Genomic DNA, 12702 nt, shown 5'->3' with positions numbered 1-12702 from the left:
GTCAATTCAAGACATATTGGAGGGATAATGAGGGGCAAATTTATATTAGGCGCCGGGTTGCTTCTGGCGCTCACGGCTTGCACGACCAATCGCATTCCAGAACAGTTCAGAACCGATCATCATATGGGCGAAGCGCGATATTTTCAGTCTCGCTGTCCTCAATATAAGGCGGTTGATGCCGAGCGCGCAGTGTTCGTGTATTGTATGGCAAACAAGGCTTACAACAGGGAGTGTAATCCAGAGCGAACTGCGAAGAGCTTCATCGAGGGCTCGCTGGACGGCTATAAGAGCGCAAAGCTGCGCTATCAGAATGTACCGGATAAGAAGGTCTGCTCCATTGCCGAGAGCAAATATGGCGTGAATGGCAGTGAAATGAAGCAATTGCTGAAGCGCTGAGACGGCCTGCTGCGGAGGTGTGCTGAATGCCTTCGCAGTTTTCCACCATTAATGATTGATAAGAATGGTGCGGGTGGTCGGAATCGAACCGACACTCCTTTCGGAACCGGATTTTGAGTCCGGCGCGTCTACCAGTTCCACCACACCCGCACATTTCTGCCGAAGCAGTTTGATATGGTCCAAAGGGACAGCGGGTTGGGATATAACGGCTAAACGAAACGAGGTCAATTGCTCAAAAGCGCAGCTTGTACCGCTCTTCTGAAAGAAAGTTGAAGAGGTAAGAAGTGGTGGCATGTGGTCTACCCAACCGCCCGTCGTCACGGCTGCGTTCAGGTTAAAAAATCCGTTCCTGACAAGCGTCAGGCACAACAGGTCTCATATGTCCAGAACGGCTTGGAAATAGACTGCCGCTCTTTATCTGCGCAAGTTCGCTTCAACCAGATTCCAGAAGACTAGCAAGGCGATAAAGCCGAGCAGGACGTAATCCAGCGTGCTGACATAGTGAAAATATTCCATGGCGCATCTCCTTCCCTGGGAGGGCGCGACAGCGTTTGAGCCAGACGGAAGCTTATAATTATCCGGGCGTCGGACACTTGTTCAAAGTGCCGGAATGCACCGGTGCGGACCTCCTCTTCCGCCTGTCCATGCGCTCTCCCAAGACAGAGTGTATCACGCTTTGTCAGGAGGCTCAAATCATTGGTTCGGTTGGAATAATCAGCCAAATTTACGCAACAGTGAATGTTCTAATTCGACGTTGCGACGCTGGCTTTCCGGCAATTTGCAAAGCGGTCCAGTGCCTGATCATAGGCCGAGGTTTTTATGCCCATCATACCGATGATCGTGTGGAACAGATTGTCGTGTGAGGAAGGGGCAGCGGCATCCTGCCTTACGCAGGCCGTGTCGAGCTTGGTGGCATAGGCATAGTCCGGCGAGAACCACGCGACGAATGGAATATGCGTCTGTTCGTCAGGAGCGATGAAATAGGGCGCGGCATGCAGATAAAGGCCATCTTCGCCCAACGATTCGCCATGGTCGGACATGTAGATCATGGCAGGCGCAAAACGGTCCTCGCTTGCTTTGAGGACATTGATAATCTCCGACAGGATATGGTCGGTATAGAGGATAGAATTGTCATAAGCGTTGACGATCTGGTCTGTCGTGCAATCGGAAAACTCGCTCGTGCGGCACTCCGGTTTGAACTTTGCAAATTCCGGCGGATAACGGCGATAATAGGATGGTCCGTGACTGCCTGTCATGTGCAGGACAATCGTGGCATTACCATCCACGTTTTTCAGGTGATCGCGAAGCTGATCAACCAGAATCTGGTCAAGACATTCGCCGCCTTCGCAATATTGCGCATTGTTCGAATTTTGCAGGTCAACCGTCGGTATGCGGTCTGAAACGCCTTTGCTGCCTGTATTGTTCTCGTACCATGCTAGCTGCACGCCAGCATGATTAAGGACATCCATGAGATTTTCCGAACTATGGAATTTGGAGCTCGAATAATCCTCACGTGGAAAGGGGGAGAACATGCACGGCACAGAGACCGAGGTATCGGTGCCGCAGCTTGTCGTGTTCGTGAAGGTGACGATATCCTGCTGCTTGAGCTCGGGATTGGTCTCACGCGGGTAGCCGTAAAGGCTGAAATTCTGGGCGCGTGCCGTTTCGCCCACCACGATAACCGTCAGCAGTTTCTTGCCCGACGCTATCGGCGGCAATGCCTGTTTGGCATCGAGGCCGAGCGGCTGCATCACGATCTGCCTGTCATTCAGGTCACGTACAATATATTGCACCGTGCTCTTGAGCGGTGTGCCGGGCATGAGCCGTTCCATGATGTCGGAGCGGTGTTCGCGATACATTGAGGAGAAGCTGCCGTAATCGGAGCCAATAAGTGCGACTGCGACAGCCAGGCAGATGATGATCGAAACGGTGTTGACCAGAAGCTTTTGCAGTAAAGGCCGGTGCTTCACGCGGACCCAGATGATGAGAAGCGAGGGGACGACGGCGTAAAGCAGCATATGCAGCAGAAAGCCCGTCGTTATCAGATGGCCCGACTCGGCTTTTGTCGTCGTGAGCGTCGCCTCGACCACGTTGCGGTCAATAATGGTGCCAAACGTGTCTGTAAAATAGGACCCGCCCGCGGCGACCCATATTGCGAAAATCAGAACCGGCTTGATGATATATTTCGCCGAGAAGGCCATCAGCACGGCGATATGGATGAGAAGGATAGCCGCCGCCCCAACAACCAGCTTTTGCGGGTGGTCGGAAAAATAGGCGATCAACCGTTGCCAGAAAGAAGTATTGGTGAAGGCGAGGAGATAAATCGCGGTCAGGACGCAAAGCGTGCCGCTGGCGACGGTTGGGCGTGGAAATCGCATTCCTGAACCTTCAAAATCTCAAAGTGGCTGTTGGGGATGGAGCTTCGCAGGGCTTCCGCAAAACTGCAATCGCAACTTTCTTGCCGGATAAATCCGGCGCAGGAGATTCAGGACAGTGATTTCTGGGCTTTTTTAAGGTTGCTTAAATTCGACCCTATTTCCTCTCGGTGAAGCTGCGGATGCGGTTGCGCACGATGCGGGCCAGATTGCGTGTCCGTTGATAAAGATGAATCTGCGAGGCAGCCTGACGGACAAGCTTGTCCGTGGACGGATTGAGGCCAATTACCAGCGTTTCGATTGTCTCGCGCTTGTCGAAGAGCCGCGTCATGACCGGATGGTCGGGGACGGCGCAGGAATCTGTGCGGTTGATGTTGGGATCGTTCAGATGGTTCTTCACGACTTCGATCATCAGAAGAACGCCAGGCGACCAGGCGTTCAGGCTTTCGTCATAGGCAGTCTTCCATGTCCAGGCTTCTCCTGAAACCGTAAAGACGATCAAAATGGCGATAACCCGTCCATCCAGTTCCAGCGTATGCACGCGCGCGCAGTCGCGTTCAGCAAGATTGTTGACCGCTTCGCGGGCGAAGGCGGCGCGAAATCGGTCGACAGCCATGGCGGTGCCGCGTTTGCCCTTCCAGCCGCTCGCTTCCAGCGTCAGGAAATGTTCGAATGCGTGACGCACTTCGTCAGGCGTGCGGGCAACGCGATAGGCAAGTTCGCCCTTTTCTGCCAGCCTGCGCCACAGACGATTATAGTCCCGGCGATGGTGCGCGCCGATTGCCTCTTTGATATAGGCATCGCCGTCCAGATCGCTTTGGAGAAAGGGACGCTCCTTCTGTTCTATGGCAACCAAAGGCAATTGTCGGCCCACCGCAACCGAACGGATCAGTTTTGCAGCCGGGCCATTGGCGCGCATTTCGGGCAAAACAAGCACATCCGGTAATTTGAGATGCCTGCGCGCCAGAATGTCGAACAAGTCTTCTAGCACGCCGACAGGGTCGTCGTGGTCGATCAATGGAGTGCCTTGCGGCCCGAACGGTGTCGACCAGGCACGGATCACAGGCGTCGAAAGCGGCAGGCCGGGACGCTCGATCGTATAGGGCATGACGAAGCGCAGGCGGCTGCGGATTTCGTTTTCGTCGCGCATGACCATGAAGCGAACTTCGCGATCCTCAAGGCGCGGCATGGCTGGCGCTAGAAACCGTGCATTGAAGAACACGTTCGGCTCGACGGTCCGGTTGCTCAGGTGATCGAGTTCGTCGCGCAGTTCGAAGCCTGCTGCAGCGCCATAGATCGCGAGCTTGCGCGGTATATCGCGGCTATGAAGGCTTTCTTCCAGCTTCTTGATGGCTTCGTGCGCCATACCGCTTTCGGAGAGTTCCGACACGATGTGAGCTGCATTTCCGCCTGCCGATTCTTCAAGCAAAGGTTTCGCGGCCATTACAAAGTCCCCTCCGAGGTCTTGGTACGGTCTCGTGGAATGAGAATGAACATGGTTATGTGCAAGGTGCGTGATACGGCTGCCGAAAGAAGTGCTGCTTCCATCAGCATGGCAATGGCTGTCGAAATGGCGGCGCCCGTCAGGCCGAAGCGCGGTATCAGGACCAGATTGAGAATGACGTTGACAGCAAGGGTTGCCGCATAAAGGAGCGCGCAGATATTCTGCTTTCCCGACATGTTGAGGAGGCTTTCTGCCGGGCCGACGCTGGCGCGCGCGATCACCCCGATAATGAGGATGAACAGAAGCGGATAGCCCGCTGTGAAGGCCGGACCGAAAAGCCGCAGGAGCGGATAGCCGGTGAGTAGAATGACGACGCCGAGGAACAGGGTCGGCCAGAATGTCCAGCGTACGGAGGCCTTGGCAAAACTTGCAAATTCGGCGCGGTCGCCACTGTGTAGCAGGTCGGAATAACGCTGGGCGACGCTGGCCTTTACTGCGAAATAGACGAAATGGGCGAGCGCCATGATCTTCGTAGCCGCAAAATAGATCGCGACGTGCTCGGGGTCGAGCGCGTGGCCAACCATCAGAACGTCCACATTGATGAGCAGGAAGAAAAAGCCTTCCACGAGGAAAATCGGCAGGGCAACTTTCATCCATTCGCCAAGACGCTCTTCGCGCCCCGCGGCGGGAATATCTTTCTCCACTGAGCGGTCGACAGTCAGAAATTGCCCGGCGGTGGTGAGCCAGGTTGCGGCAATCGATACTGCCAGCGCGATAGTCGCAGTGGAGGGTAATCCTGTTTCATGCGCGATAATCATGAATAGGAGAACCAGAAGCGGGCGGACGATATAGCTTGGCGTCAGCGCCATCATCACCCAGGTGCGAGAGCGCGCAATGCCATCTAGCATGTTGCCGAGCGTGATCATTGGCAGGCAGATGAAGCCGAGGATGAAGGGCACGAGATAATAGCTCGCCACATGGTCCTTGAGCAGAAGCAGCAGCCCTGCACCCAGAAGCGCGATGAGTGTAGCGGCTGTAAAAGCGAAGATACGTCCGGTTCGGATAATACCGCGCACGAGGCCGAACATATGGCGCTGCACATATTCCGGTACGAAGCGGATGATGGTGGTGTGCAGTCCGAAACAGGCTAGATCGCCGATGATAACCATAGTCAGCCAGACGAGGACGAAGATGCCGTACTCGAATTCACCCATCCAACGCGCCAGAATGACCTGAGACAGAAGAGCTATTGCCGCACTCGCCACGCGCACGGAAAAGGCAATGAGGGACGAGCGCTGCGCGCTTGCCTGCGGTCCGCTATCCGTAAGCACAGCATCCAGCCGCTCCGTCAAGGGACGAAGCCTGGCCGCGATCCTGCCGGGTAGAAACCGGCTCGCCGTTTCAGCCGCCGAAAACCGCACTATTTGCCAACCCTGTCTTTGCGGGCGTCTCAGGACCCGCTTGTTCTGCACCGGATAACCCGGCTTTTCGCGCCTATGCTTTGCTGCCTTTGGCGCGCATGGAAACCTTAGACAGGAGTTCTTTATAAAGAGAAAAAGAAAAAGTCTAATCTGTCGAAGGTCGCAAGACTTCAAGGAATGGTGAGTATTTCCTAAACGGTATCTATATTTGACATATCTAAAATAAATAAAGGCATATCACTGCCTTCGACATACATCGACATGAGTTGCTCGGCTGAAAAAACAAACCCCGGCAAATGGTTTGCCGGGGTTGTTTGATAGAGACGACGATTGAGCCCGTTCACATCACTCGAAAGCGCCGTGGCAGTGCTTGTATTTCTTGCCGGAGCCGCATGGGCATGGTTCGTTGCGGCTGACCTTGCCCCAGGTCCGTGGGTCGGCCGGATCGCGTTCGGCAGCAGGCACGTTGCGCTCGTCGTGCTGATGTTCGGACCATGCCGCTTCATCGAAATCGTTTTCGCCGGTCGTGCCGTCGATGTGACGGCCGGTCATCGGCGGCAATTCCGGTTCAGGCGGAGCTTCGCGAACGATCTCGACACGCATCAGTTGCGCGATAACCACTTCACGCAGGTTCGCAAGCATCGACTGGAACAGTTCGAAAGCTTCAGTCTTGTACTCATTCAGCGGGTCGCGCTGGGCATAACCGCGGAAACCGACAACCGAGCGCAGATGGTCGAGATTGACCAGATGCTCACGCCAGAGATTGTCCAGCGACTGCATGATGACCGATTTCTCGACATAGGTCATGATCTGCGGGCCGAAGCGTTCAGCCTTTTCAGCAGCAGCCTTGTCGGCGGCTTCCTTGATGCGGTTTTCGAACTCTTCTTCCGCGATACCTTCTTCCTTGGCCCAGTCTTCGACCGGCAGGTCGAGATTGAGCTTGGAGATGATGTCTTCCTTCAGGCCGGCAATATCCCACTTTTCCGCATAGGCATCCTTGGGGATGCGCAACGAGACCATGTCCTCGATGACCTCGTGGCGCATTTCGCCGACGATCTCGGTCAGGTCTTCTTCATCCATCATTTCCAGACGCTGTTCGAAGATCACCTTGCGCTGATCGTTCATCACGTCGTCGTATTTCAGAAGATTCTTGCGGATTTCGAAGTTACGCGCCTCGACCTTCTTCTGCGCCTTCTCAAGCGCCTTGTTGATCCACGGATGGACGATGGCTTCGTCTTCCTTGAGGCCGAGCTTCTGCAGCATGCTGTCCATGCGATCGGAACCGAAGATGCGCATCAGGTCGTCCTGCAGCGACAGGAAAAACTTCGAGCGGCCTGGATCGCCCTGACGGCCCGAACGGCCACGCAGCTGATTGTCAATGCGGCGGCTTTCATGACGTTCGGTGGCGAGAACGTAAAGCCCGCCGGCGGCCAGAGCCTTTTCTTTCAGATGTGCAATATCGGCCTTGATTTCCGCAATCTTGGCATCGCGCTCCGGGCCTTCCGGTACATCGGCGAGTTCCTGACGGACACGCATTTCCAGATTGCCGCCGAGCTGGATGTCGGTACCGCGACCGGCCATGTTGGTGGCGATGGTGACAGTCCCCGGCACGCCGGCCTGTGCAATGATATAGGCTTCCTGCTCGTGATAGCGGGCGTTCAGAACCTGGAAGTCCTTGATGCCTTCCTTGCGAAGACGTTCGGCCAATTGTTCCGACTTTTCGATCGAGGTCGTGCCGACGAGGATCGGTTGGCCCTTTTCGTGCGAGGCGCGGATGTCGCGCACGATGGCGCGGTATTTTTCCTCGACGGAGCGATAGACTTCATCGTCTTCATCGATGCGCTTGACCGGCAGATTGGTCGGAATCTCGAGCACTTCAAGGCCGTAAATATTCCCGAATTCTTCCGCTTCCGTTGCGGCCGTACCGGTCATACCCGACAGCTTGTTGTACATGCGGAAGTAGTTCTGGAAGGTGATCGAGGCCAGCGTCTGGTTTTCCGGCTGGATGGTCACATGTTCCTTGGCTTCCAGCGCTTGATGCAGGCCTTCCGAATAACGGCGGCCCGGCATCATGCGGCCGGTAAACTCGTCGATGATGACGATTTCGTCATTGCGGACGATATAGTCCTTGTCGCGCTGGAACAGCTTGTGCGCACGAAGCGCATTGTTCAGGTGGTGAACAACGGCGACATTCTCGATATCGTAGAGGCTTTCACCCTTGAGGTGGCCTGCAGCTTCCAGAAGCTGCTCGACCTTCTCGGTGCCGACTTCGGTGAAGATCGCGGTCTTCTGCTTCTCGTCGATTTCAAAATCTTCCGGCTCAAGGGCTGGAATGAAGGTGTCGATGAGATTGTAGAAGTCGGAGCGATCTTCCAGCGGACCGGAAATGATGAGCGGCGTGCGTGCTTCGTCGATGAGGATCGAGTCCACTTCGTCGACGATGGCGTAATTGTGCGGACGCTGCACCATCTGGGCGCGCTCATACTTCATGTTGTCGCGCAGATAATCGAAGCCGAGCTCGTTGTTGGTGCCGTAGGTGATATCGCAGGCATAGGCAGCGCGACGCTCATCATCGTCGAGACCGTGCTTGATGACGCCGACGGTCAGGCCGAGGAAGTTGTAGAGCTTGCCCATGGTTTCGGCGTCGCGGGTGGCGAGGTAGTCATTAACCGTCACCACGTGCACGCCCTTGCCCTCAAGCGCATTGAGGTAGACCGGCAGGGTTGCCATCAGGGTCTTGCCTTCACCGGTGCGCATTTCGGCGATGCCGCGTTCGTGCAGAACCATGCCGCCGATCAGCTGCACGTCAAACGGGCGCATGCCGAGCACGCGCTTCGCGGCTTCACGTGCCGTGGCGAAAGCGTCTGGCAGAAGAGAGTCGAGCGTCTTGCCGTCAGCCAGCGCCGCGCGAAACTCGGCGGTCTTGGCCTGCAGCTGCTCATCGGTAAGATTTTCGTAATTCTTCTCGATAGCAGTAATTTGATTGGCCCGCTGGCGCAGGGTTTTAACGCGGCGGTCATTGGATGAACCGAATATCTTGCGGGCGAGGCCGCCAAAGCTGACCATCACTGGTCCTTTCCTGTCCGTTCAGCCGGAAGTGCTTCCGGCAATGTCGAATGCTTTATTCACGCGTATTGAAACAATTGCAAGAAAACTGCGCTATGAAAGCTGCCAGATACGGCGCATTTCCGGCGCAATTCCCCCACCGCTTACTGGACGTAAAGCCGAAGGACAGATAAGAGGGGCTTCGGGCGATGTCAACGTTGCTCTAAGGGCTGGAAAACCTTTCCTTTGTTGCAATATTGGAGGTATCCGGGCCAAATTCTGCCGCATTCATCGGGCCGGTAAGCGGTCACGAAGGAGAGAATTCCATATGAAAGCCATTCTGAAAGCCCCTTATCGCAAGGCTCTCGCTGTCGTCGGCATGTCTCTGGCGGCCTCGGTGGCGCTGGCAAGCTACTCAGGCGCCGCATTCGCACAGGATGCTGAAAAGCCTGCTGCCGCACCGGCTGCAGCCCCTGCAGAAAAGGAAGATCCGTCCAAGGTTCTGGCGACCGTCAACGGCAAGGACATCACTGTTGGTGCAGTCGATCAGGCTGCAGGCGATCTTGACCCGCAGTTCTCGCGTCTTCCCGCCGATCAGCGCCGTCTGGCTGCGCTTGCCGCCCTGATCGACATCAAGGCGATGGCTGGTGAAGCGGAAAAGGAAAAGCTCGATCAGTCCCAGGAATTCAAGGATCGTATGGAATTCCTGCGTGAACGCGCTCTCCATAACGAATATTTCAAGGATGCCGTTGTCGACAAGATCAGTGATGCAGATGTGCGCGCGCGCTACGACAAGGAAATCGCAGCCATGCCGCCGCAGGTGGAAGTGCGCGCTCGTCACATCCTCGTGAAGACCAAGGAAGAAGCCGAAGCCATCATCAAGAAGCTTGAAGGCGGCGCCAAGTTCGAGGACCTCGCCAAGGAAAGCTCGACCGACGGCACGGCAGCTAATGGCGGCGATCTCGGTTATTTCGCCGAAGGCCAGATGGTGCCTGAATTCGAAAAGGCCGCCTTTGCGCTCAAGCCGGGTGAATACACCAAGGAGCCGGTTCAGACACAGTTCGGTTTCCACGTGATCCAGCTCGAAGATCGTCGCACCAAGCAGCCACCGGCATTCGATCAGGTCAAGGATCAGATCCGTTCGATCATCATGCGCGAGCGTTATGTCGAAACCGTCAAGAAGCTGCGTGACGGCATGAAGATCGACTACAAGGACCCGGCTGTCGAGAAAGCCATGAAGGATGCCGCAGCAGCCCAGGAAGGCGCGGACAAGGAAGACGCGCCGGAAGAGGCTGCTCCGCAGCAGTAAAAACTGGCGTTAAATATCAACGCCCCGGCTTGCCGGGGCGTTTTTTATTTCGATCTCGCGTTTCCCGCTTGATTTTGGCCTGCAAACCTTTCCAATGCGCGCGTCATATTTTGAATCCGAAATTTGCGTGGCGCCGTTTGCTGGGTATTACGATTTTCGGGTTTTCTACGAAACCGCATTCCATCGAGGCACATATGTCCGCGTCTGTTTCTCCGCTCGCTCCCAAACACTACCCCACAATGCCGGTCGTTCATGGCGTACGCATTGCCACCGCTGCTGCCGGGATCAAGTATAAGGGGCGAACGGATGTGATGTTGATGGTCTTCGACCGACCGGCAGAAGCCGCAGGGGTCTTTACTCGTTCGCTCTGCCCATCGGCGCCGGTCGATTTCTGCCGACGCAATCTCGTGCACGGAAAGGCCCGCGCGGTCGTCGTCAATTCCGGCAACGCCAATGCCTTTACCGGCGTCAAGGGTCGTGAAGCGACGGAAGCAACGGCTGAAGCCACCGCCAAGGCGGTCGGTTGCGCCACAACAGATGTCTTTCTGGCGTCAACGGGCGTGATTGGCGAACCGCTCGATGCAAGCAAATTCGCGCATCTGCTTGGCGACATGAACAAGGATGCGGTCGAGGATTTCTGGACCGAAGCCGCCAAGGCGATCATGACCACGGATACCTATCCGAAGGTTGCGACCGAAACGGTGCTGCTCGGTCAGGTGCCGGTCACGATCAACGGTATCGCCAAGGGGGCGGGCATGATCGCCCCGGATATGGCGACGATGCTTTCCTTCGTCGTCACTGATGCACCGATCAAGGCTGACGTGTTGCAGAGCCTGCTCTCCAAGGGCGTTGGCTCGACCTTCAATGCTGTGACAGTGGATAGTGACACATCCACGTCGGACACGCTGATGTTGTTCGCCACCGGTGCGGCGGCAGAACGCGGCGCACCTGAGATCACCGATCCCGCAGACAAGCGCCTTGGTGAATTCAAGAAGGCGCTCGGCCGCCTCCTGAAGTCGCTGGCGCTGCAGGTCGTGCGCGACGGTGAGGGCGCACGCAAGATGGTGGAAGTGGAAGTGACGGGCGCAAAGTCTGCAGCTTCTGCCAAGAAAATTGCGCTTTCCATCGCCAATTCGCCGCTGGTCAAGACGGCTGTCGCTGGCGAAGACGCCAATTGGGGCCGCGTGGTCATGGCTGTCGGCAAGGCTGGCGAACCCGCCGATCGTGACCTGCTTGCGATTTGGTTCGGCGATATTCGCGTTGCGCATCAGGGCGAGCGTGATCCGGCCTATTCGGAAGCAGCGACGTCCGCCTATATGCAGGGCGAGGATATTCATATTCGCGTCGATCTGGGGATAGGCAAGGGCAAGGCAACGGTCTGGACCTGCGACCTCACCAAGGAATATGTTGCCATCAACGGCGATTACAGAAGTTGATCGAAGTGATGGAAAAAACCAGCACCCCAAGTCTCGCTATCGTACGCCAGCTTGAAGCCGTCGGCTTCCGTGCCTGGCCCGCCACGTCGGTCCACTATGACGGCACCTGGGCGATACGCATGACCGCAGCGCATCCATCCCGGCGTCTCAACTCGATTAACCCGCTCGATCCCGGCGACACGCGTGATATTCCAACGCGTGTGGAACTGGCGGCACAGCGTTTTCGCGCCTATGGCCGTGTTCCCTGCTTCAGGCTTTCGCCACTCGCGCCGCTCGAGCTTGAGGATTATCTGGAAGGACTTGGCTGGAAGCGCCGGGACGAAACCATCGTGATGACGGCGAATCTCGAGGAACTCGATCTGTCGGGCGCCATCGACCAGATACCCTTGAAGGATATCGGGCGTTTCGTGGATGCCTCGCTTTCGATCCATGAAAGACCGGAGGATATGCGGCCCGGATTTTCCGAGCTTCTCAACAGCGTTCGCCCGAACAAGGGCATGTTCGTGCTTGAGGAAGGTGGTCGCGCTGTGTCCAACCTGCTGTGTGTGCAGGACGGTGTGATGGCAGGTCTGTTCGATGTCGGAACCCTGCGCGACGCAAGGCGCAAGGGGTATGGGCATGCGATTGTCGGTTCTGCGCTCAAATGGGCCGCAAAGCTCGGTGCGAAGACGGCATGGCTGCAGATCGAGGCGGACAACGTCGCCGGACTTGCTCTTTACGAGAGCTTCGGCTTTCTGGAAGCCTATCGCTATGCCTATCGGGAGAGCAACGACAAATGACCGAGGTAAAGGGACGGCGCATTCTTCTGGTCGCAGCTTGCGCATTGGTGGATTCGGATGGCCGCGTTCTGCTGACGCAGCGCCCGGAAGGCAAGCAGCTTGCCGGGCTGTGGGAGTTTCCTGGCGGCAAGGTGGAGCCTGGTGAAACACCGGAAGAAACGCTGATCCGCGAATTGCAGGAAGAAATCGGCATCACCACGAAGGTGGCCTGCCTTGCGCCACTGACATTCGCAAGCCACACCTATGATGACTTCCATCTGCTGATGCCGCTCTATGTCTGCCGTCGTTATGAAGGCATCGCGCGAGGGCTTGAAGGGCAGGCACTCAAATGGGTTCGCCCGAAGGATATGCGCGACTATCCGATGCCGCCGGCCGACGAACCGCTGATCCCGTTCCTGTTGGATCTTCTGTAAAGAGAGCACTGCCCACAACTGTGGAAAAAGGTTGGCAATTTCTTACGATTCCGCTGGCCGGTTAATCTATGATTCACTCCGTTG

The 12702-nt window shown here is 56.4% G+C and carries 9 protein-coding genes and 1 tRNA gene; 5 read left to right on the top strand and 5 right to left on the bottom strand.

Going from position 1 to position 12702, the window contains the following annotated elements:
• The first annotated feature begins 27 nt into the window (after positions 1 to 27).
• Positions 28 to 396 (top strand): hypothetical protein, encoded by a 369-nt coding sequence (locus tag MKS82_RS12540; RefSeq protein ID WP_109988552.1) that lies wholly within the window; start codon positions 28 to 30, stop codon positions 394 to 396.
• 65 nt (positions 397 to 461) lie between these two features.
• On the opposite strand, the gene MKS82_RS12535 is transcribed toward MKS82_RS12540, so the two are convergent.
• The 5 genes from MKS82_RS12535 to secA form a co-directional block, all read right to left on the bottom strand.
• Positions 462 to 546 (bottom strand) — tRNA-Leu (locus MKS82_RS12535).
• A gap of 593 nt (positions 547 to 1139) precedes the next feature.
• Positions 1140 to 2774 (bottom strand): phosphoethanolamine transferase, encoded by a 1635-nt coding sequence (locus tag MKS82_RS12530; RefSeq protein WP_109988551.1) that lies wholly within the window; start codon positions 2772 to 2774, stop codon positions 1140 to 1142.
• 154 nt (positions 2775 to 2928) lie between these two features.
• On the bottom strand, positions 2929 to 4215 hold the full coding sequence (gene bspF, locus MKS82_RS12525) for a type IV secretion system effector crotonyl transferase BspF (RefSeq protein ID WP_109988550.1): 1287 nt from the start codon (positions 4213 to 4215) through the stop codon (positions 2929 to 2931).
• A complete protein-coding gene (locus MKS82_RS12520; RefSeq protein ID WP_181394310.1) occupies positions 4215 to 5636 on the bottom strand; it encodes a lipopolysaccharide biosynthesis protein in 1422 nt (473 codons plus the stop codon). Before MKS82_RS12520 ends, bspF begins: the two co-directional genes overlap by 1 nt.
• A gap of 345 nt (positions 5637 to 5981) precedes the next feature.
• Positions 5982 to 8702 (bottom strand): preprotein translocase subunit SecA, encoded by a 2721-nt coding sequence (secA, locus tag MKS82_RS12515; RefSeq protein ID WP_109988549.1) that lies wholly within the window; start codon positions 8700 to 8702, stop codon positions 5982 to 5984.
• A gap of 307 nt (positions 8703 to 9009) precedes the next feature.
• Between secA and MKS82_RS12510 the strand changes: the two genes are divergently transcribed.
• The 4 genes from MKS82_RS12510 to mutT all read left to right on the top strand — a co-directional run bounded on the left by MKS82_RS12510 (position 9010) and on the right by mutT (position 12618).
• Positions 9010 to 9990, top strand: coding sequence for a peptidylprolyl isomerase (locus MKS82_RS12510; protein WP_109988548.1), 981 nt, complete (start codon positions 9010 to 9012; stop codon positions 9988 to 9990).
• A 194-nt stretch (positions 9991 to 10184) separates the two neighbouring features.
• Positions 10185 to 11426: a bifunctional glutamate N-acetyltransferase/amino-acid acetyltransferase ArgJ gene (gene argJ, locus MKS82_RS12505; protein WP_109988621.1), complete on the top strand. Its 1242-nt coding sequence runs from the start codon at positions 10185 to 10187 to the stop codon at positions 11424 to 11426.
• An 8-nt stretch (positions 11427 to 11434) separates the two neighbouring features.
• Complete coding sequence (locus MKS82_RS12500; RefSeq protein ID WP_109988622.1) at positions 11435 to 12205, top strand: GNAT family N-acetyltransferase; 771 nt, start codon at positions 11435 to 11437, stop codon at positions 12203 to 12205.
• Entirely contained in the window at positions 12202 to 12618 is a 417-nt protein-coding gene (mutT, locus tag MKS82_RS12495) for an 8-oxo-dGTP diphosphatase MutT (RefSeq protein ID WP_006467893.1), read from the top strand. Before MKS82_RS12500 ends, mutT begins: the two co-directional genes overlap by 4 nt.
• Positions 12619 to 12702 lie beyond the last annotated feature (84 nt).

The organism is Ochrobactrum sp. A-1 (assembly GCF_022488005.1).
GTDB lineage: Bacteria > Pseudomonadota > Alphaproteobacteria > Rhizobiales > Rhizobiaceae > Brucella.
The sequence above is the reverse complement of the archived record's forward strand: the minus strand, read 5'-3'. Positions and strand labels throughout refer to the sequence as shown.